Here is a 19,443-nt window from a genome sequence, read left to right as displayed (position 1 = left end):
ATTCCGTAAGATAAACGTTAGAAGATGAGAAAGAGGTAAGAGAATATGGAATTTGTGTTTTTAGGAACGGGAGCTGGTGTACCTTCAAAAGGAAGAAATGTATCAGCAATGGCATTGCAGCTCCTTGAAGAGAGAGGGACCACGTGGCTTTTTGATTGTGGAGAAGCAACGCAGCATCAAGTATTATATACATCTGTCCGTCCTCGCCGAATTGAAAAAATTTTTATTACTCATTTGCATGGTGATCACATTTTTGGATTACCAGGCTTATTAGGAAGCCGTTCTTTTCAAGGTGGGGAAGAACCGTTAACAGTGTATGGACCTAAAGGAATAAAAGAATATATTAACATTGCTTTATTGGTCAGCGGGACACATATTAAATATCAGCTTGATATTGTTGAATTAAGTGAGGACGGAGTTGTTTTTGAGGATGAGCAATTTATCGTCTCTACAGCTCATCTGTCCCACGGTATAGAATGCTTTGGTTATCGGATTGTTGAGAAAGACATTCCAGGCGCTCTTTTAGTAGATAAGCTCTTGCAGCAAGGAGTGAAGCCTGGCCCAATCTATAAGCAATTAAAGGAAGGGCAGATTGTTACGTTAGAAGATGGAACGGTTCTAAAGGGAAGCGATTTTATAGGAGCTCCGCATAAAGGCCGAATTTTAACCATACTTGGAGATACGAGATATTGCGAAGCAGGCATAAAGCTAGCAGATCATGCTGATGTACTGATTCATGAAGCAACATTAGCTGCGGATGCAGAAGAACTAGCATTTTCCTACTTTCATTCTACAACCACGCAGGCGGCAACGATTGCAAAGCTTGCAGGTGTAAAACAGCTTATTCTGACACATATTAGTTCACGGTATCAAGGTGAGGCTGTTGCCAAGCTACTAGAAGAAGCAAGAGAAATATTTTCGTCGACTGAGATGGCTGAAGATTTTATGCACTATTCGATTGCGAAAAGATAAGAAGGAAACCGAATATTTGGTAATGAAACTCCCGCTTCTTAATTAGATAGCGGGAGTTTTTTGCATTATAGTTTTTCAATCGTTTCGTTTAATACCTCACCTAATTCGTGCGAGCGTTCGGTTGCTTGGACGATACATTGAATGAAAGCCTCCTGCATGTTATAAGATTCAAGAACTTGAACCCCTGCTTCTGTCGTACCGTTTGGTGACGTAATTTCCTTCCGTAATTGTGATGGATGCTTGGCAGAAGTCTTCAGCATATCCGCTGCTCCTAGTAGAGTTTGCAGGATCAAAGGCGTAGCTATTTCCTCAGAAAGGCCAATTTGCATAGCAGCTTTCTCCATTGCTTCCACAACATAATAAATATACGCAGGGCCACTTCCTGAAAGAGCAGTAACAGCGTGCATCTGTTCCTCATCTACGATGGAAACCATACCTATCGTTTCAAATAGTTCACGTGCGAGTGAAAGCTGTTCTTGTGTTGCGTGCTTAGAAGGAGATATAGCAGTAGCAGATTTTAGGATAGCTGCTGAAGTATTTGGCATAACACGAACAATGGGATTGTTCTTCCCTAACAAATGTGTAATGGATGAGCTATCTACTCCTGCTACTAGTGAAAGAATAAGTTGATCTTCACGAATAAATGGTTTTATAGAAGCTATGGCTCCTATCACATCCTTTGGCTTCATGGCAAAGCATACAACATTTGCTTCTTTCAATAATTCCATTTTATCTTGGGTGCCGTTCACACCGTATGTTTCAGCAAAATACGTAAGACGGTCTTTATTAGACCGATTGCTGACGATAATTTGTTCAGGTTCAACGTAATGGGTACGTATGAGACCGGCAATTATCGCTTCAGCTATAGAGCCTGATCCGACAAATGCAAGTTTATGAATTTTCATGATAGTCCTCCTAAATGTAATCCTTCCATTTCACTGGAGCCTATGAAGAAAAGCCCAGGGCGCTTACAATGGATAGAATCTTTGTACTTCTATGTAAGCAATACTACTATTATAATTCGTTTTCGTGCATTTTCCTCTACTTATCTGAAAATAATGACAAATATTTTAGGAACGTGTAAACTGAATGTACATTCAGTTTTTGTAAGTAGTGAGAGGAGGAAGAAGATATGAATAAAATCATACGAATCGAATTACCTGTTCCATTCGCTATAGGCACGGTAAATGTGTATGTTGTGAAGGGAGAAAAACTAACGTTAATTGACACAGGGACAAAAACAGAAAAGTGTAAAGCTATGCTTATCAAGCAGCTGGGGGAAATAGGATATCGTATAGACGATATTGAGAGCGTTATTATTACACATCATCATGCGGATCATTGTGGCTTGTTAAATGAATTTCGAAACGATGCCGATATAATTGGTCATTCATGGAATGAACCGTGGATCTCACAGGATGAAAATTTTATCGATTCGTATGATACATATATCAAACAAAGCATGCCAAAGTTCGGTATCCCAAGCGTTTTTCATAATATTTCATTAAAGAAAACATTTGCATACACCTGTAAGCGATCGTTAACAACGGGAGTACGAGAAGGAGATAGTATAGATATTCTACCAGAGTTTACTGTACTTGAAACCCCCGGACATGCTTCTACCCATATCGCCTTGTATAGAGAAAGAGATGAATTATTAATTGGGGGAGATGTATTGTTAGAGCGAACCTCATCAAATCCAATTCTAGAGCCCCCCTACCATGGCGAAACAAAGCGAGCGAAATCTCTTCTTCAATATAATGAAACCTTGCGTAGACTTGCACAGATGCCTATTTCCCGTATTATAACAGGTCATGGAAAGGATATTACGAATGTAAAGCCCCTGGTAGAAAAACGATTACAAAAACAGGAAGAACGTGCTTTTAAGGTGCTAAATATGCTGAAAGAACGACCAATGACAGCCTTTGAAGTGTGTGTGGAGTTATTTCCTGCCGTGCATGAGAAGCAACTATCCTTAACGATGTCAGAAACAATTGGACAGCTTGATTTTTTAGAATATAATCAACAGGTGATCATTGATCCATCATCGGAAGAGTGGTTGTATTATGCAAAGTAGGTGACGTTAGTGAAATTGAAAGGAAAGATTATTGTAATAACGGGTGCTTCCAGCGGGGTAGGAGAGCAACTCGCAATACAAGCAGCTAAACTTGGAGGAATTCCTGTTTTATTAGCTCGAACTGAAGAACGCCTGCAAACGTTACAATGTAAATTAGAAAAAGAGTATCGAACCTCTTGTTATTCCTACAAAGTAGATGTTACAAAGGAAGAGCAAGTACAGGATGTATTCGATCGTATCGCAAAGGAAGTAGGATATATAGATGTACTCGTCAATAATGCAGGCTTTGGAAAGTTTCTATCATTTGAAGATGCCTCTTTAGATGAAGTAAAAGCAATGTTTGATGTGAATGTATTTGGTGTAGTAGCCTGTATAAAGGCTGTTCTGCCTGCAATGGTAGAGCGAAATAACGGTCATATTATTAACATTGCGTCTATGGCAGGAAAAATTGCAACCCCTAAATCAAGTGCATATGCTGCAACGAAGCATGCCGTTATAGGTTTATCAAACAGCCTGCGCATGGAGCTAGCTGCAACCAATATAAAGGTGACAGTAGTAAATCCAGGACCTATCCATACAAACTTTTTTAAGATTGCTGATCGTTCAGGACAATATGTGGAGAGTGTACAGGGCATTCTGTTAAAACCAGAGTATGTAGCTGCAGAAACTCTAAAAACAACTTGGAAATACAAGCGTGAGTTACAATTACCTCGTTGGATGGGGATTGGTCCTGTAGCATTCGCATTATTTCCGCGCACCTTTGAGGTGATAGCAGGAGCAGCTTTACGTAAAAAATAGAATTGAATTTAAACAGCTCCCCCACTTCTAGGGAGGATGTGGGGGTAGTTTTACATAATCTACTATTCTTTCATGGTTACATATTCATAAACAGCATCTTCAATAAGCTCGTAAATTGTTTCTTCCCCGTTTTTTTGTCTATTTTTTATTTTGGAAATCATCGTTTTTAACTCGACTACTGAGATAGGAATCGAGACTTCACAATCATAATATTGCAAAAAACAGTTTCTTATCATTTTTTGTAATAATCTCTCATCCAAATGTTTTGCCTCCATGTTTATTCTTATAACTATGCAATACATTGCAGTGCATAAATACTCTATGTTTTCGTCAATATCGTCGTATGGAATAGATAATGCGTATTCATTATACCATGTCATTTCTTTATACATATACATTCCTGTAAGTTATATAGTCAGAAATTACACAAAAAAATAATAATTTATAAATATTTAATTGACTTAATAAATATACAATATTATAATCAGAGATAAATTTAAGTGACTTTTTTAATTTTAAGGAATGACGGGAAGTGAAATGAGAATGATGCAAATAAGGAGACGAAATTCCGTAAATTCTTTATTTCAAAGCTTTTATAGCTTTCATTCGTATAGGTTACGAAGCGAAATAAAACATTGAAATAGAAAAATTGAGTGTTGGTTATGATGGACTATCACAATGTGCTGCTTACACGCACTTGATAAACAAATAGAATTGTAGTTTGTAGCCATATCAATAGTGGATGAGCACGGTAATCGTGTACGAAAAAAACATAGAATGAAGTAGATTTTAGTATTTGAATAAAAAGGGAGGCAAAACAATGATTCAAACGAGTGTATATGAAAAAGTTAATAATGGCTCGCTTTTAACTCCTAAAGGGTTTGCAGCCACTGGTGTTCATGCAGGACTTCGAAAAGTAAGAAAAGATGTAGGGGCAATTTTGTGTGATGTTCCTGCTAGCTGTGCAGCTGTATATACGCTAAATTCATTTCAAGCGGCTCCTATTCTTGTAACAAAACATAGTATTCAAACGGAGCATAAGCTGCAAGCGATTGTTGTAAATAGTGCAAATGCGAATGCTTGTACAGGTAAACAAGGAGAACAGGATGCATTTGAAATGCGATCTCTTGCTGCAAAACAGTTCGAAATTGATGAGCATCTTGTGGCAGTAGCCTCGACGGGAATTATCGGAGAAAAGTTGCCAATGGAAAAGGTTCGAGCAGGAATTTCTTCACTTTCTCCTCAAAAGGATGATAAGGAGGCTAATCATTTTAGCGAAGCGATTTTAACGACAGATTTAATTACCAAAACTGCTTGCTATAAAACGAAGGTGGATGATGTACAAGTTACGATTGGCGGTGCAGCAAAGGGCTCCGGTATGATTCATCCGAATATGGCTACTATGCTTGGCTTTATTACAACAGACGCCAATATTTCGAGTGAAATGCTGCAAGGAGCATTAAGCATGATAACAGAGAAAACATTTAACCAAATTACTGTAGATGGTGAAACTTCAACAAATGATATGGTTATTGTGATGGCTAGTGGACTTGCTGGCAATGAACCATTGCATCCGGGGCATAATGATTGGGATTCCTTCTACCTAGCATTAAAACAAACTTGTGAAGATTTAGCAAAATTGATTGCAAAAGATGGGGAAGGTGCGACAAAGCTAGTAGAGGTCCAAGTAACAGGAGCTGTTTCGGAAGAGGAGGCTCGCATGGCTGCTAAAAAAATTGTAGGCAGCAGTCTTGTTAAAACGGCAATTTTTGGAGAGGACGCCAATTGGGGGCGTATTATAAGTGCTCTTGGGCATAGCGAGGCAACTGTTAATCCGGAGCATGTGGATATAAAAATTGGCGATATCTATGTATTAAAACAAAGTGAACCTCAGAGCTTTGCAGAGGATACGATGCAAGCATATTTAAAGAAAGATACCATTTCGATTACGTTAGATCTTCATATTGGAGAGGCATCTGGTACTGCCTGGGGATGTGATTTGAGTTATGACTATGTCAAAATTAATGCATGCTATCGTACGTAAGGAGGAAATCATGAAAGATATTGTAGTTATAAAATGCGGCGGTAGCATTTTAGAGAATTTATCTCCATCTTTTTTTACTAGTTTACGAGAATTAAAAAAAACGTATGCTGTAGTCATCGTTCATGGTGGTGGCCCTGAGATTGATGAAATGCTTACGCGTCTAAATATACCTGTCCATAAAAAAAATGGTCTTCGTATTACAACGAAGGAAGTACTAGAAGTAGTACAAATGATTTTATGTGGGAGTGTTAATAAAAAATTAGTTTCACGTCTGGAAAAGGCTCAAATTCCTGCTGTTGGTCTAGCGGGATGTGACGGCTCATTGCTGCAAGCAAATGCTTTAGATAAAGAATTAGGATATGTTGGGGAAGTTTCTAGTGTGAACACCTCTCTTATTTATAATTTATTACGTCAAGATTATGTACCGGTTATATCACCTATTGGGATTGACCAATCTGCTCAGCTTTATAATATAAATGGAGATACGGCTGCAGCTGCTGTTGCTCATTATTTACATGCTAAGCATTTCTTGCTTGCGACAGATGTTCCTGGTGTACTTTATAATGGCAAGTTAATCAAAGAGGCAGATGAAGAGCTTATCGTACAACTGATTGATGAAGGAGCAATCACTGGAGGAATGATTCCAAAAGTGAAAGCTGCACTCACTTCACTACAGGGTGAATTAGAGAGTGTCGTGATTGTAGATGGTCTCCGTGGGTTCATAAAGGAAAATGGAATAATAGAGGGAACAACGGTTATGAAAGGGGTAAGCGTCTAATGACATCTTTATTTTCAACATATAAACGATGGGATATAGAAATAGAAAAAGGAAATGGAGCAGTCGTAACAGATACAAATGGGAAAGAATATTTAGATTTTGTTTCTGGTATTGCAGTTTGTAATTTAGGTCATTGTCATCCTGCTGTTATGGAAGCAGTTAAACAGCAACTTAATAAAGTTTGGCATGTTAGCAATCTATTTCAAAATTCATTGCAGGAGGAAGTGGCCCAGCTACTTACAGCTAATAGTGATGGACAATATGTATTCTTTTGTAATAGCGGAGCTGAGGCAAATGAAGCAGCAATTAAACTAGCACGTAAGCATACAAAGCGTTCTAAAATTATTACATTTTTTCACTCCTTTCATGGACGTACATTCGCTACAATGAGTGCAACTGCACAAAGTAAAATACACGATGGCTTTGGTCCTCTATTACCTACTTTCGTTTATACACCCTATAATGATATATCAGCTCTTCGTGAAGCAATGGACGAAGAAACGGCAGCGATTATGGTTGAAGCTATTCAAGGTGAAGGTGGTGTTCTGCCAGCTACGAAAGAATTTTTACAAGAAATTGAAAAGCTTTGTACACAGTACGGGGCATTAATGATCGTAGATGAAGTTCAGGCGGGCATAGGAAGAACGGGGAAAGCATTTGCTTATCAGCATGCTGGAGTTTCACCTGATATTATTACAATTGCTAAGGCTCTTGGAAATGGAATACCAACTGGAGCGATGATTGGAAAGGAAAAGCTTGCAGAAAGCTTTGGTCCGGGCGTACATGGATCTACATTTGGCGGTAATTTACTAGCAATGGCTGCAGCAAAGACAGTATTACAAACTATTTTTAATGAATCGTTTTTGCAAGATGTTGCAGAAAAAGGAGTTTACTTCTTACAATTGCTTCACGATGAAATTGAACCATTACCAGTGGTAAAAGAGGTTCGTGGAAATGGGTTATTACTTGGAATCGAATGTAAGCAGGAAGTTGGACCGTTAATAGAAGCATTACAACAAAAAGGACTGCTTGTTCTTTCCGCAGGGTCACATGTTATCCGAATCTTACCGCCTTTACTTGTAACAAAGGATGAGATTCAAAAAGCAGTTCAAATGCTCCATGACGTATTAGAAAAAAGCTATGTATCTATTTCATAAAGAGAGGGATGATATTAATGAATGCGATGAAAACAATAAAGTTGGAAACAAAGGATGTCTTGTCATTAAAGGAAATGAGCTCGCAGGAGATCATGGATGTTCTTATGCTTGCTCTAGATTTAAAGAAACAACACAAGGAAGGAAATAATCCTCCTTTATTAAACGGAAAAATTTTAGGAATGATTTTTGATAAACATTCTACACGTACGCGTGTGTCCTTTGAAGCGGGAATGCTTCAGCTTGGTGGTCACGGTATGTTCTTAAGTGGAAAAGAATTGCAGCTTGGACGTGGTGAATCGATTGAAGATACGGCGAAAGTATTATCACAATATGTAGATGCAATTATGATTCGTACGTTTTCTCACTCCAAAGTGGAAGAATTAGCAAAGCACGCAACGATTCCTATTATTAATGGATTAACAGATGATCATCATCCTTGTCAAGCGTTGGCAGATTTAATGACTGTCTATGAAGTAAAGGGAACGTTTCAAGGTGTAAAACTCGTCTATATTGGTGATGGAAATAACGTATGTCATTCCTTATTATTTGCAGCGGCAAAGGTAGGGATGCATATTGTAGCAGCTTGTCCAGAAGGCTATAAACCAAACGCCACATTTGTAGAGGAAGCGCAGAATATAGCAGCAAAGACAGGTGCATTAATCGAAGTTTGTGAAGATCCGATTGCTGCCGTGAAAGATGCAGATTTCGTCTATAGTGATGTATGGACAAGTATGGGCCAGGAAGAAGAAGCAAAGGAACGTTTGCAGGTTTTTGGCCCTTATCAAGTCAATGATCAGTTAATGCAATATGCAGCTGATGATTATACATTCTTACACTGTTTACCAGCCCATCGTGGTGAGGAAGTAACAGCAGATATTATAGACGGAATTCATTCTGCTGTATTTCAGCAGGCTGGAAATCGTCTTCATGCACAGAAGGCGCTTCTCGTAAGCCTGTTAAACAAATGATTTAATATTTCCTCCCATTACCAGCAGGAATAAAAATAATTGAGGTATTCTCTATATTTATGTTATAAGTTATAATATAAGAGGACCTTTATTATTTGTAAAAGGACTATTTGGGAGAGATGAATAGGTGAAAAATAAAAATCAGAAATTTAATTTCTTACAGCGTTTTCAGCGGGCACTAAAGCTTAATATTTATAGACTATTTCGTTCTCCTGGTGGTGCAAGAAAGGTATCGCTAGGATTTTCTATCGGTTTTGGAATCGAAATGACAGTAATTTCAACAGCGTCGCTTGTATATTTATTATTTATTCCGATTGTTCGAATATGCAAAGGATCCCTTCCTGCAGCGGTTATTGGAAATTTGGCGTGTAAGGCGACTTTTCTACCGGTTTTTTTCCTTCCACTTGGGCATGCAATCGGAAAAGTCGTGTATCCTTTTAAAGTGAATGGCTCTGGTATGCATCATCATGTTCACCACTCTTTCAATGAAATTTTTTCAGGGAATATAGGGGGCATCTTAAGAGATTTGCTAAGCACGGGTTTATATACACTTATTGGTATGGCAATTATAGGCTTAGTTCTTGGTTTTATTTCATACTTTATCGTCTTTCATTTTTATGAAAAAGAGCGAGTTAGACGATTACAACGACGTAAAAAGAACCAAATGAACATATCTGTAATGAGAACGTAATGGGAGGGCTATTCAATTCATTGGAATTGGATAGCTCTTTAGTGTTTTAGCCATATCTTCTACTTGTATAAATTTGTGATTTTCTGGTAATTAAAACTGTGGAATGATTACCATTCTGTTTTTACTTTAATGAATAGCTTACATGTCTAAAAAAAATGCACTGCAAATGCAGTGCAAATTTAAAATTCGATACGCTGAGAATTCGAAAGGAATTCCTTTTTTCATACATAGATAAAAGCAAGTAAATGTTATCGATGTATAACTTTTGATTTAAACGATGTTTTTGTTAAAACCTGCATTTCGTTCTTTCAAATTTTTATTCTGTTTTGTTGTTGTAGCAAATCCAAATTATATAAGAGATAGAAATTTCTATCTCCCATTAACGCGTAATATAAACCCCCACTTAAGTGGATTTTCTCTATAGTACGCTAAGCTTGGAAATGAATGATTGAAGTGTTTGCAGTGATTCGTCTAACTTTGCCAATTCATTGTCCTTTATGTCCTGGAATGACTCTTGCATTTTGTCCATAATGTATTGCTTGTACTGATCCACGAAACTTTTTCCATTATCTGTTAAAGAAACAATTAGAACGCGACGATCATTTTCACTGTTATGGCGGTGTATAAGATCTTCGTCAATCAGTTTATTTAAAAGTGGGGTCATGTTCGGACGTGAAATGCAAAGGCGTTTTCCAATTTCTGAAACCGTAAGCACATCATGTTCATGCAGAAGTAATAACACTTGTGTATGAGATTGTGGCATATGCTTATGATCATGGAACATAAATTTTCGGTAAAAAAGAGGCACTAACGAAAGCAGGTTATCTACAATATGGTCCCATTGTGGATTATTCATTGAAAAGCCTCCTTTCCAATCCCATTGTAGCAAATGTTAAGGAGTAAATAAAAGGGTAATTCAAATTTGGTGTTAATAATACAGTATACACGATGCCTTTTTCTATTCATTTCCCGGTAAATAATACAATGAAAAATGTTTTAATCCTGCTATTTAAGGGCCATTAGCTATAAAACAAATTGATAATCAATAATTCACAGTGTTTTTTGTTTATTCAAAAAATATAAATTGACTGAAAGTGGTGCCGTTCGATAAGATAAATGTCGAGGATACCTATTACAATTAAAGTATGAATATAAATAATCAAATCAATTATCTGTTGCAGCAACCAAATATTTTTGCATTCATAACTGCTGGGATTATGGTAGCTGTGGCAGGCTGTAGTTCTTTTCAAAAGAAGTGAAGCGAATTAGAAAATATGCTGTAGAGTTAGGGGGATGTGTCAATTACTCACGACTGAAGTCGCGAGCTTGTAACTACCCAGAAGTGCAAACGTCTTGCGACTCCTTCCTTAGGGTGGTGTTACATCATGGGCAGATTGACTGCTACCCTACTACAAGGGATATACCCAAATAGCAACCGTTACGCAGGCGGTTTTGCCTAGTGGCAGTACTAGGCTTCCACATCCAACTAGGCAGACGAATACGTCTAAGATTTTACGCTACAAACGACTTTTTGTAACAACCTCATATCTTGTCAAAGAGCAAAACGAGTAAGGGAGTGCCTTCCATATTCAACGGTTTTCTCCTTTATCTAAATTAAATTATATCACGAAAGGAGGAGTACAGGACGTGTTTTTGCTTACGCAAAAATCGCACATTCCTCCCATAACTGAAGTCGCAGGTGTCCTGTACGAAAATTATGAAAAAGTTCATAGCTACAGTACTGCTTGTAGTAGGAATTGGTTTTATTGGCTATAGTGCTTGGGAGCTTGTTGATACAAATAACCAACAGACTCATTCTATGGTACAAGCTACTGAAACGATTCAAAAGGGAAGGGATAATCACGAAATGCGTGAGCAATTTAATCCAAGTCAAAATGAAACGATTGGAGTCTTGCGAATTCCTAAAATTGATGCAGAGCTTCCGATTGTAGAAGGTACAAATCCTGATGATTTAAAAAAAGGGGTAGGCCATTATTCAGGAACTGCATTTCCTAGTGACCATGATCAAATATTGTTATCGGGGCACCGTGATACTGTATTTCGCCGTTTTGGCGAAATACAAAAGGGGGATGAATTCATCGTAGAGCTTCCATATGGTACGTTTCATTACAAAATGGATCATGCACGAATTGTTAAAGCTGATGACACCACTGTTATTGCACCTACTAAGCCAAATGAAGTGTTAATTCTATCAACGTGTTATCCGTTTCGTTATATTGGTTCAGCCCCAGATCGGTATATCATTTATGCCTATCCAGTAGAAAAGCCGTGATCGTAAATCTTCTTCCAAAGATCTAAATGGGAACGAGTCTTACATATCTATTCACTATCTAAGTAAATGTAATAGAACTAGAATACATAGTAGGCTGTAGAAAGGGATGTAGGTAGAAATGTTGCTATTAGGAACTATCGTGAATGGACTTGCTATTATTATTGGTAGTCTTCTCGGCCTTGTGTTTCGCAATATACCTGAGAAAATAAGAGAGACGGTTATGCAAGGAATTGCGCTTTCCGTTATTATTTTAGGAATTGGTATGGGGTTAAAAAGTAAGCAATTTCTTATTGTAATTGGCAGTATAGCCATTGGTTCCGTTTTTGGGGAACTGTTAGATTTAGAAGGAAAGATGAATGCTCTAGGATATTGGCTAGAAAAAAAAGTGGGGAACAAACATAGAGGAAGTATTTCAAAAGGTTTTGTTACTGCAACACTGGTTTATGTTGTAGGAGCTATGGCTATAGTAGGAGCGTTAGATAGCGGTTTGCGTTTCGATCATACTGTTTTGTATACGAAGTCCATGCTAGATGGAATTTCTTCTATTATTTTTACATCTGCACTCGGTCTCGGCGTTATGTTTTCAGCTATTCCTGTTGTTATATACGAGGGCATAATTGCTTTATTAGCAACACAAATTCATGCTATAGTTCCAGAGTATTTAATGAATCAAATTATTCTGGAGGTAACCGCAGTAGGAGGTATATTAATTATTGCTATCGGATTAAATATGCTTAAAATCACCTCTATTCGAATCGCAAATATGCTTCCAAGTTTAGTAATCGCTATCTTACTCGTTGTACTTGTCAATAGTTTTCCTCTATTTACAATGTAAATAGAGAAAAGAAGCTTTATTTTTTCTATCTTCAATAAAAAGCACAGCAGGAGACTGTGCTTTTTTTTATTGAAAATATTGTTTGTATTGACAGCATTTATTTCATAATGTTAACATTTATTTTATAAAGGTTAACATATAATGATGTCTACATACTCACGCATGTAATGGAATTTCCATTTATACATGATTGAGAATAGGTATGATAGGAAAAGGGGAGAAGAAAGATGGAAGGTGCTTTAGTGAAAAAGGATTGGCAGAAGCTTGCTCATGAAATTGTGGAAGGCAAAGAAATAACGAGAGAAGAAGCACTTAGTATTTTACAGTCATCCGATGATGATATTTTAGAGGTTATGAATGCTGCTTATATTATTCGTCAACATTATTTTGGTAAAAAAGTAAAGTTGAATATGATCATTAACACAAAATCGGGTCTTTGTCCTGAAGATTGTAATTATTGTTCTCAATCTGTCATATCAGAAGCTCCTATTGAAAAGTATGCGTGGCTTACACAAGAAAAAATTGTGCAAGGGGCGCAAGAAGCAGTTCGTCGTAAAGCAGGTACATACTGTATTGTAGCATCAGGTCGACGTCCATCTGATAAAGAAGTAGAACATGTAATTGGCGCAGTAAAGGAAATTCGAGATACAACAGATTTAAAAATTTGCTGTTGTTTAGGTTTTTTAAATGAGGATCAAGCACAACAATTAAAGGACGCTGGTGTGCACCGTTACAATCATAATTTAAATACTCATGTAGATAATTATGAAAGTATTTGTTCTACCCATACGTATGATGATCGAGTGGATACAGTTGAGAAAGTGAAAGAAGTAGGCATTTCTCCTTGTTCAGGTGCTATTTTTGGAATGGGTGAAAATGAAGAGCAACGAGTTGACATTGCATTCGAGTTAAAGAGATTGGATGCAGATTCTATACCTTGTAATTTTCTTGTTGCAGTTCCAGGTACTCCGCTGGAAGGGACAAAAGAGCTTCATCCGTTACAATGTTTAAAGATTTTAGCGATGATGCGATTTGTAAATCCTTCTAAGGAGATTCGTATTTCTGGGGGTCGTGAAGTAAACTTACGTGCACTACAGCCTCTTGGATTATATGCAGCAAACTCCATTTTCGTAGGTGATTATTTAACGACGGAAGGACAAGAACCGACTGCAGATTGGAATTTGATTTCAGATTTAGGATTTGAAATTGAAGAATGTGCATTGTAATAAAAAAAGAGATACAAAAGATTTTCTTTTGTATCTCTTTTTTTGTTTTTGTATTAGGAGAGAAGTTGGATTTGACGATTAAGGTTTGCCATTTCAATTGCCGAAACAGCTGCATCCCATCCTTTATTTCCTGCTTTTGTTCCAGCACGTTCGATTGCTTGTTCTATATTTTCTGTTGTAACGACACCGAAAATGACAGGTATGCCTGTTTGTGCAGATGTAGCAGCAACTCCCTTTGCTACCTCATTACAAACATAATCATAATGAGAGGTTGCACCGCGAATGACTGTACCAAGTGTAATGACAGCATCATACTTTTCGCTCTCAGCAAGCTTCTTTGCTATTAGAGGAATTTCAAAAGCCCCCGGTACCCATGCTACATCTATATCAGCTTCTTCAACTCCGTGGCGTTTTAAGCCATCCTGTGCACCACTCAATAGTTTACTCGTTATAAATTCATTAAAACGTGCCACGACGATTGCCACCTTTAAACCTGTACCAACTAAATGTCCTTCAAATAACATAGTATATCTCTCCTCTTATAAATGTAATAGATGCCCTAATTTGTCTACCTTTGTTTGCAAATAAGCAGCGTTTTCTTCTGTAGCAGGCATTTCGATTGGAACCCGTTCTACAATCTCTAAATCGTGTCCCTTTAAGCCTGCAATTTTTCTTGGGTTATTCGTAAGAAGTTTTATTTTTGAAACGCCCAAATCCTTTAATATTTGAGCACCAATACCATAGTCTCGTAAGTCAGCAGGAAATCCAAGCTTATGATTCGCTTCTACTGTATCGTAACCTTCTTCTTGCAGCTTATAGGCTCGTAGCTTGTTCAAAAGACCAATGCCCCGTCCTTCTTGGCGCATATATAAAAGTATGCCGTTTCCTTCTTTCTCAATTTGAGCTAATGCTGCATGAAGCTGCGGTCCGCAATCGCAGCGTAAAGAGTGAAATACATCTCCGGTCAAGCATTCGGAGTGAACGCGAACGAGTACTGGAGCGTCTGGTGTAATTTCACCTTTTATTAGTGCAATATGCTCCTTGTCATCAATGGCATTCGAATAACCAACTGCGCGGAAGGTTCCAAATGATGTTGGAAGTTGGATTTCCACTTCACGCTTTATAAGTGTTTCGTGATGACGGCGAAATTCAATTAAAGATTGGATTGTGATCATTTTCATATCAAATTGTTTTGCAATTTGTTGTAATTCAGGAACACGAGCCATCGTTCCGTCTTCATTCATAATCTCACAAATAACGCCAGCAGGCCCAGCTCCGCATAGCGTTGCTAAATCTACAGCAGCTTCTGTATGACCAGCACGTCGCAATACACCCCCAGCTTTTGCGATGAGCGGAAATACATGACCTGGACGATGAAAGTCTGATTCGGTTGATTCTGGATTCATCATTTCCTGAATCGTCATCGCGCGTTCAAATGCACTAATTCCAGTAGTAGTATGCTTGTGATCGATACTTACTGTGAAGGCAGTTCCATGTGAATCTGTATTTTGATTTACCATTGGCTTTAGATTTAATCGCTGTGCGTGCTCGATTGTAATCGGTACACACACAAGTCCGCGGCCATGTGTAATCATAAAGTTAATGGTTTCAGGTGTGATCGTTTCTGCTAAGGCGATAAAATCGCCTTCGTTTTCACGATTCTCATCATCACAAACAATAACCGCTTTACCGTTTTTTAAATCATGCAATGCTTCTTCAATTGTATGAAACATTCCTTTTCTCCTCCTTACATAAATCCGTTATCTTGTAAAAAGCTTGTTGTGATAGAGCTATTTTCAGGTGGCTTTGTTATAAAACGTTCAATGTATTTACCTACTAGATCGCATTCAATGTTTACAATCTCTCCGACTTCCTTATGTCCCAGAACCGAATAGTTAAGCGTATGGGGAATAAGTGAAATCGTAATGGAATTGTTATCTATCTTGAATATGGTAAGACTTGTACCATCGATTGCAATGGATCCTTTTTGAATGCAGTACCGTAATAGGTGACGGGAAATTTCAATCTTATAATATACAGCATTTGCTTCGTGATGTTTTGCTATTATCGTTCCTGTACCGTCTATATGCCCCGATACAAAATGACCACCAAACCGTCCATTGGAAACCATTGCTCGTTCTAAATTCACGTGCGATCCGTTTTTTGCTGCTTGTAAAGACGTTGCTTTTATGGTTTCTGGCATTACATCAACGGTAAAAGAGGAAGGGGTATACGAAACAACCGTCAAGCATATGCCATTTACAGCAATGCTATCTCCGTTTTGTACATCCTCTAAAACCTGTTTTGCAGAAATGTTCATTCGAATAGCCATTCCAGAACGCTGCACACTTGCAATCGTTCCTATTTCTTCAACGATTCCTGTAAACATCAGCGCACGCCCCTCTTATGTGCAATCAGTTTTATATCCTCACCAATCATTTCTATTTTTTGAATAGATAGAAGGGGAGTATCTTGAAGAGAAGAAAAGCCTTTCCCGCCAAAGAAGGAAGGAGCATTCACTCCACCAATTAAACGGGGGCTCATATACAAAATAAGCCTGTCCCAATAGCCCCCTTCTAAAAAGCTAGCGTGAACGTGCTGACCGCCTTCTACAAGAAGAGATAGAATGCCGCGTTCACCAAGAAGGGATAGCAATGGATCTATTTCTATTAATGGTGATTTCATTTGAATAATAGCGACACCATATGCTTCATATTGCTTTATCTTTTCCTTTTGCACGTGCGCACCTACAATGATCCATGTCGGTGCTTCTCCGTCCTTTACTAGGTTTGAAGATAAAGGAGTTCGTAAATACGTATCAAGTACAATGCGTATGGGATTCTTGCCGCCGCCGTGAAGCCGTGTTGTAAGGCTCGGATTATCCGTGATAACGGTATTTACCCCTACGAGAATCCCATCATGATTGTTACGATATTGATGTACATCCTCTCGGGATAATTTACCTGTAATCCATTTACTTTCACCAGAAGAAGTAGCAATTTTCCCATCTAAGCTTGTGGCTGCTTTTAAGGTTACAAAAGGTTTTTTGGTAGCCATGTAATGAAAAAATATTTCGTTTAATTTCTTTGCTTCTGCTTCTAAAATACCTACATCTACTTGGATTCCAGCTTCTTGTAAACGTTGCACTCCCTGACCAGAAACAAGGGGATTGCTGTCAAGAGTTGCAATAACAACTCGTTTTACCCCTTTGTCTATAAGTAGGTCACAGCAAGGAGGTGTTTTACCAAAGTGACTGCAAGGCTCTAATGTTACATATACCGTTGAGCCTTGTGCTTTATCACCGGCCATTTTTATTGCGTGAACTTCTGCATGTGCTTCACCAGCGCGCAGATGAGCTCCTATTCCTACTATGGAGCCATTTTGAACGATTATCGCCCCTACCATCGGATTTGGACTTGTTTGTCCCTGCGTGTTAGCAGCTAAGTGCAAGGCTAGTCTCATATACTCTTCATCCGTCATCGTTTCACCTCTCCTTGAAAAAATAAAAAACCCTAAAGGAGACATCCTTTAGGGTTTGAGAGAGTCGGGTTTTCAAAAGGAAATGGGAATATACGAAATAATCCTATTTTTTTGGTAAGAATACAAGGAAAATAGAATATTAAAAATCCGTATACATAATAAATAAAAAGTATCCCAAAATGAAAACGTAATCCTTCTCCCATCCAGACTGTACTGTCGGTCCTGGATTTTCACCAGGTCCACCGGTTTGCTTACGCAAAACGGGTCACGGACTAAGAAGCTGCCAGCTTCATCACCGCCGGTTGGGACTTTCACCCGACCCCGAAGGATATTTGTTTGTTGTTATTATATCATAAATAAAAGGAAAGAAAAGTTAAATTGCTTATAACATTAATGTTTGTTTAAAATAGGTCAAATTCGAAGCGTAACAGAAGAATATGATTTGTTATAATGTATCCTGGACTCTTATTTTGAAATTTGAAAGAAGGAAATAATATGAAATACATACTTGTAGGCGTAGCTGGAATAATAGGAGCTGTCCTGCGATATAGCCTTGGGATAGCAATAGCACATTCTTATCCGTCACCAATTGCTACGTGGTTTATTAATATGCTTGGTTGCTTTTTTCTCGCATTTTTGACAGCGTCCATTTTTAAAATGAAAGGTCTTCATCCGTATATCGCACCTGCAATTGGGACAGGATTAATCGGGTCATTTACAACATTTTCTACATTTAGCGTGGAAACGTTGCAATTTCTTCAGGAGCCTAATTATAGGATTGCCTTTCTGTATGTATTCGCTAGTTTAGTCGGAGGACTTTTTATGGCGTGGGCTGGCTTCCGGCTTGGAAATAAGGTATGGAAGCGATTTATACAGGAGGAAGCATAATGGATATTATTTTAGTTGCAACTGGTGGTTTTTTTGGAGCGATTGCCCGTTTTATGATTGGAAATATTATAAAAGTCTATTATAAGGGTAATATTCCATATGCTACGTTGTGTATCAATTTACTTGGGGCATTTTTACTTGGTATGTTACTTGGAATGCATGTACAACATGCTTGGTATCTTTTATTAGGAACGGGGTTTATGGGGGCTTTTACAACCTTTTCAACCTTTAAGCTTGAAAGTATCCTGCTCTGGGAAAATAGCAAAATGATCACTATCGTTTATGTTATGCTTAGCTATGTAGCAGGAATTTCTCTTGCATTTGCAGGATTTATGACTGGTACGATGATCAACTAAACATATTATAAAAAGGTGACGAAACGGAACTTACCTCCTGTTTTCGTCACTTTCATTTATCATGCTATTTAAGGCAGTAAGACTCACCTTTAAGGCTCAAGCGAAATTCCATATATGTAAAGTAGACCCTAGCACTTTATTCTTCGTTTATGTCATCTTGAGATTTTGATGCACGTACGACAGATTGAAATTTTCCTTTGTGGCTTCCATCACAAAATGGCATTTTTGTAGATAGACCGCATCGACATAGCGAAAAGGCTTCTTTTGTTTCAAAGGCATTTCCTTCGAAATCTACGAGTTCTACATCTCCTGTTACACGAAATGCACCATTATCCTTAACCATAATTTTTACATTAGCCATGTCTTTCATCCTCCTAAGTGTTGGAATCGTATCTGAATTTCATTCTTTACCTATGATAAAGTTCGTATGTTTGTATTGCAAGTTTACAATTCGAATACGTACTTTCTAGATAAGAATTGTGTTACAATGCGGATAAAGTGATCCTTCCCTAGGCAGTAATCTTTACTTTGGCTTTGATGGGTTCTCTTAATCCTTGAATGAAGGATCTTATATACTGCTACTGCAGAACAAACATACATAAAGGTGAATGACAGCATGAACGAAGTATACAAGAAAATACAAGTGATAGCGTTAGAACGAACATGGGTATCCTTTTTGCATGAAAACCATCCATATACACTTCTACGATGGTCCATTTCTAGTATGAAGGATGAGATGGAGGAGTGGTTACTTCAAAATGAAATTACGTTTGAAATAAAAAAGTTTTCTAATGTTGACGAAGCAATGTACTTTATTATGCAAAATATGTATAGTACTGACATTCTTTTAGAATAGCATAGTAAAGGGGAGTAAATTATT

General features: G+C 37.9%; 22 protein-coding genes and 1 riboswitch. Of the genes, 14 read left to right on the top strand and 8 right to left on the bottom strand.

Annotated features, from left to right (window positions below):
• Positions 1 to 45: 45 nt before the first annotated feature.
• A complete protein-coding gene (rnz, locus tag ACM5BR_RS07930; RefSeq protein WP_416827137.1) occupies positions 46 to 972 on the top strand; it encodes a ribonuclease Z in 927 nt (308 codons plus the stop codon).
• A gap of 65 nt (positions 973 to 1,037) precedes the next feature.
• Here rnz and proI read toward each other — a convergent pair whose 3' ends face one another.
• Complete coding sequence (gene proI / locus ACM5BR_RS07925) at positions 1,038 to 1,877, bottom strand: pyrroline-5-carboxylate reductase ProI (RefSeq protein ID WP_416827136.1); 840 nt, start codon at positions 1,875 to 1,877, stop codon at positions 1,038 to 1,040.
• A gap of 227 nt (positions 1,878 to 2,104) precedes the next feature.
• Between proI and ACM5BR_RS07920 the strand changes: the two genes are divergently transcribed.
• Both ACM5BR_RS07920 and ACM5BR_RS07915 read left to right on the top strand, forming a co-directional pair.
• Complete coding sequence (locus ACM5BR_RS07920) at positions 2,105 to 3,049, top strand: MBL fold metallo-hydrolase (protein WP_416827135.1); 945 nt, start codon at positions 2,105 to 2,107, stop codon at positions 3,047 to 3,049.
• Positions 3,050 to 3,058: 9 nt separating this feature from the next.
• Positions 3,059 to 3,847, top strand: a complete 789-nt coding sequence (locus tag ACM5BR_RS07915) for an SDR family NAD(P)-dependent oxidoreductase (RefSeq protein WP_416827134.1) — start codon at positions 3,059 to 3,061, stop codon at positions 3,845 to 3,847.
• A gap of 62 nt (positions 3,848 to 3,909) precedes the next feature.
• Here ACM5BR_RS07915 and ACM5BR_RS07910 read toward each other — a convergent pair whose 3' ends face one another.
• Positions 3,910 to 4,107, bottom strand: a complete 198-nt coding sequence (locus tag ACM5BR_RS07910; RefSeq protein WP_416827133.1) for a YqzH family protein — start codon at positions 4,105 to 4,107, stop codon at positions 3,910 to 3,912.
• A gap of 560 nt (positions 4,108 to 4,667) precedes the next feature.
• Here ACM5BR_RS07910 and argJ point away from each other — a divergent pair.
• From argJ to ACM5BR_RS07885, 5 genes are all read left to right on the top strand, one after another.
• A complete protein-coding gene (argJ, locus tag ACM5BR_RS07905) occupies positions 4,668 to 5,891 on the top strand; it encodes a bifunctional glutamate N-acetyltransferase/amino-acid acetyltransferase ArgJ (protein ID WP_416827132.1) in 1,224 nt (407 codons plus the stop codon).
• Positions 5,892 to 5,901: 10 nt separating this feature from the next.
• Positions 5,902 to 6,669, top strand: a complete 768-nt coding sequence (argB, locus tag ACM5BR_RS07900; protein ID WP_416827131.1) for an acetylglutamate kinase — start codon at positions 5,902 to 5,904, stop codon at positions 6,667 to 6,669.
• A complete protein-coding gene (locus ACM5BR_RS07895; RefSeq protein WP_416827130.1) occupies positions 6,669 to 7,826 on the top strand; it encodes an acetylornithine transaminase in 1,158 nt (385 codons plus the stop codon). The genes argB and ACM5BR_RS07895 overlap by 1 nt, the downstream gene beginning before the upstream one ends.
• A 17-nt stretch (positions 7,827 to 7,843) precedes the next feature.
• Complete coding sequence (gene argF, locus ACM5BR_RS07890; protein WP_416827129.1) at positions 7,844 to 8,794, top strand: ornithine carbamoyltransferase; 951 nt, start codon at positions 7,844 to 7,846, stop codon at positions 8,792 to 8,794.
• Between the two features lie 127 nt (positions 8,795 to 8,921).
• Positions 8,922 to 9,485, top strand: coding sequence for a DUF2062 domain-containing protein (locus ACM5BR_RS07885; protein WP_416827128.1), 564 nt, complete (start codon positions 8,922 to 8,924; stop codon positions 9,483 to 9,485).
• A gap of 418 nt (positions 9,486 to 9,903) precedes the next feature.
• On the opposite strand, the gene ACM5BR_RS07880 is transcribed toward ACM5BR_RS07885, so the two are convergent.
• Positions 9,904 to 10,341: a MarR family winged helix-turn-helix transcriptional regulator gene (locus ACM5BR_RS07880; protein ID WP_416827127.1), complete on the bottom strand. Its 438-nt coding sequence runs from the start codon at positions 10,339 to 10,341 to the stop codon at positions 9,904 to 9,906.
• 861 nt (positions 10,342 to 11,202) lie between these two features.
• Here ACM5BR_RS07880 and ACM5BR_RS07875 point away from each other — a divergent pair.
• From ACM5BR_RS07875 to bioB, 3 genes are all read left to right on the top strand, one after another.
• A complete protein-coding gene (locus ACM5BR_RS07875) occupies positions 11,203 to 11,778 on the top strand; it encodes a class D sortase (protein WP_416827126.1) in 576 nt (191 codons plus the stop codon).
• Between the two features lie 118 nt (positions 11,779 to 11,896).
• Positions 11,897 to 12,613 carry a DUF554 domain-containing protein gene (locus ACM5BR_RS07870; RefSeq protein WP_416827125.1) on the top strand — a complete coding sequence of 239 codons (717 nt, stop codon included), beginning with the start codon at positions 11,897 to 11,899 and terminating at the stop codon, positions 12,611 to 12,613.
• 227 nt (positions 12,614 to 12,840) lie between these two features.
• Positions 12,841 to 13,839, top strand: coding sequence for a biotin synthase BioB (bioB, locus tag ACM5BR_RS07865; RefSeq protein ID WP_416827123.1), 999 nt, complete (start codon positions 12,841 to 12,843; stop codon positions 13,837 to 13,839).
• A 53-nt stretch (positions 13,840 to 13,892) separates the two neighbouring features.
• Here bioB and ribH read toward each other — a convergent pair whose 3' ends face one another.
• From ribH to ribD, 4 genes are read right to left on the bottom strand one after another with little or no spacing between them, the layout of a single operon-like run.
• Complete coding sequence (gene ribH / locus ACM5BR_RS07860; protein WP_416827122.1) at positions 13,893 to 14,363, bottom strand: 6,7-dimethyl-8-ribityllumazine synthase; 471 nt, start codon at positions 14,361 to 14,363, stop codon at positions 13,893 to 13,895.
• 15 nt (positions 14,364 to 14,378) lie between these two features.
• Entirely contained in the window at positions 14,379 to 15,572 is a 1,194-nt protein-coding gene (locus tag ACM5BR_RS07855) for a bifunctional 3,4-dihydroxy-2-butanone-4-phosphate synthase/GTP cyclohydrolase II (protein ID WP_416827121.1), read from the bottom strand.
• 14 nt (positions 15,573 to 15,586) lie between these two features.
• Positions 15,587 to 16,228 carry a riboflavin synthase gene (gene ribE, locus ACM5BR_RS07850; protein WP_416827120.1) on the bottom strand — a complete coding sequence of 214 codons (642 nt, stop codon included), beginning with the start codon at positions 16,226 to 16,228 and terminating at the stop codon, positions 15,587 to 15,589.
• On the bottom strand, positions 16,228 to 17,319 hold the full coding sequence (gene ribD / locus ACM5BR_RS07845; protein WP_416827118.1) for a bifunctional diaminohydroxyphosphoribosylaminopyrimidine deaminase/5-amino-6-(5-phosphoribosylamino)uracil reductase RibD: 1,092 nt from the start codon (positions 17,317 to 17,319) through the stop codon (positions 16,228 to 16,230). The genes ribE and ribD overlap by 1 nt, the downstream gene beginning before the upstream one ends.
• Before the next feature lie 187 nt (positions 17,320 to 17,506).
• Positions 17,507 to 17,652: riboswitch (FMN riboswitch) on the bottom strand.
• A 162-nt stretch (positions 17,653 to 17,814) separates the two neighbouring features.
• Between ribD and crcB (ACM5BR_RS07840) the strand changes: the two genes are divergently transcribed.
• Both crcB (ACM5BR_RS07840) and crcB (ACM5BR_RS07835) read left to right on the top strand, forming a co-directional pair.
• Entirely contained in the window at positions 17,815 to 18,207 is a 393-nt protein-coding gene (gene crcB, locus ACM5BR_RS07840; protein WP_416827117.1) for a fluoride efflux transporter CrcB, read from the top strand.
• Complete coding sequence (crcB, locus tag ACM5BR_RS07835) at positions 18,207 to 18,563, top strand: fluoride efflux transporter CrcB (protein ID WP_416827116.1); 357 nt, start codon at positions 18,207 to 18,209, stop codon at positions 18,561 to 18,563. The genes crcB (ACM5BR_RS07840) and crcB (ACM5BR_RS07835) overlap by 1 nt, the downstream gene beginning before the upstream one ends.
• Positions 18,564 to 18,699: 136 nt before the next feature.
• Here the strand turns inward: crcB (ACM5BR_RS07835) and ACM5BR_RS07830 are convergent, their stop codons facing one another.
• Positions 18,700 to 18,924 (bottom strand): CDGSH iron-sulfur domain-containing protein, encoded by a 225-nt coding sequence (locus ACM5BR_RS07830; protein ID WP_416827115.1) that lies wholly within the window; start codon positions 18,922 to 18,924, stop codon positions 18,700 to 18,702.
• A 255-nt stretch (positions 18,925 to 19,179) separates the two neighbouring features.
• Here ACM5BR_RS07830 and ACM5BR_RS07825 point away from each other — a divergent pair, with 255 nt between their 5' ends.
• Positions 19,180 to 19,419, top strand: a complete 240-nt coding sequence (locus ACM5BR_RS07825) for a DUF2552 family protein (RefSeq protein ID WP_416827113.1) — start codon at positions 19,180 to 19,182, stop codon at positions 19,417 to 19,419.
• Positions 19,420 to 19,443 lie beyond the last annotated feature (24 nt).

It is taken from the genome of Ectobacillus polymachus (assembly GCF_048159605.1).
GTDB lineage: Bacteria > Bacillota > Bacilli > Bacillales > Bacillaceae_G > Ectobacillus > Ectobacillus polymachus.
Note: the sequence above shows the minus strand (reverse complement) of the source record. Positions and strands in the feature narration are given on the sequence as shown.

Excerpts from the sequence above, each read along its gene's own strand:
- rnz (WP_416827137.1), top strand. The coding sequence starts at position 46 with ATGGAATTTGTGTTTTTAGGAACGGGAGCTGGTGTACCTTCAAAAGGA.
- proI (WP_416827136.1), bottom strand. The coding sequence starts at position 1,877 with ATGAAAATTCATAAACTTGCATTTGTCGGATCAGGCTCTATAGCTGAA.
- ACM5BR_RS07920 (WP_416827135.1), top strand. The coding sequence starts at position 2,105 with ATGAATAAAATCATACGAATCGAATTACCTGTTCCATTCGCTATAGGC.
- argJ (WP_416827132.1), top strand. The coding sequence starts at position 4,668 with ATGATTCAAACGAGTGTATATGAAAAAGTTAATAATGGCTCGCTTTTA.
- argB (WP_416827131.1), top strand. The coding sequence starts at position 5,902 with ATGAAAGATATTGTAGTTATAAAATGCGGCGGTAGCATTTTAGAGAAT.
- ACM5BR_RS07895 (WP_416827130.1), top strand. The coding sequence starts at position 6,669 with ATGACATCTTTATTTTCAACATATAAACGATGGGATATAGAAATAGAA.
- argF (WP_416827129.1), top strand. The coding sequence starts at position 7,844 with ATGAATGCGATGAAAACAATAAAGTTGGAAACAAAGGATGTCTTGTCA.
- ACM5BR_RS07880 (WP_416827127.1), bottom strand. The coding sequence starts at position 10,341 with ATGAATAATCCACAATGGGACCATATTGTAGATAACCTGCTTTCGTTA.
- ACM5BR_RS07875 (WP_416827126.1), top strand. The coding sequence starts at position 11,203 with ATGAAAAAGTTCATAGCTACAGTACTGCTTGTAGTAGGAATTGGTTTT.
- ACM5BR_RS07870 (WP_416827125.1), top strand. The coding sequence starts at position 11,897 with ATGTTGCTATTAGGAACTATCGTGAATGGACTTGCTATTATTATTGGT.
- bioB (WP_416827123.1), top strand. The coding sequence starts at position 12,841 with ATGGAAGGTGCTTTAGTGAAAAAGGATTGGCAGAAGCTTGCTCATGAA.
- ribH (WP_416827122.1), bottom strand. The coding sequence starts at position 14,363 with ATGTTATTTGAAGGACATTTAGTTGGTACAGGTTTAAAGGTGGCAATC.
- ACM5BR_RS07855 (WP_416827121.1), bottom strand. The coding sequence starts at position 15,572 with ATGTTTCATACAATTGAAGAAGCATTGCATGATTTAAAAAACGGTAAA.
- ribE (WP_416827120.1), bottom strand. The coding sequence starts at position 16,228 with ATGTTTACAGGAATCGTTGAAGAAATAGGAACGATTGCAAGTGTGCAG.
- ribD (WP_416827118.1), bottom strand. The coding sequence starts at position 17,319 with ATGACGGATGAAGAGTATATGAGACTAGCCTTGCACTTAGCTGCTAAC.
- crcB (WP_416827117.1), top strand. The coding sequence starts at position 17,815 with ATGAAATACATACTTGTAGGCGTAGCTGGAATAATAGGAGCTGTCCTG.
- crcB (WP_416827116.1), top strand. The coding sequence starts at position 18,207 with ATGGATATTATTTTAGTTGCAACTGGTGGTTTTTTTGGAGCGATTGCC.
- ACM5BR_RS07830 (WP_416827115.1), bottom strand. The coding sequence starts at position 18,924 with ATGGCTAATGTAAAAATTATGGTTAAGGATAATGGTGCATTTCGTGTA.
- ACM5BR_RS07825 (WP_416827113.1), top strand. The coding sequence starts at position 19,180 with ATGAACGAAGTATACAAGAAAATACAAGTGATAGCGTTAGAACGAACA.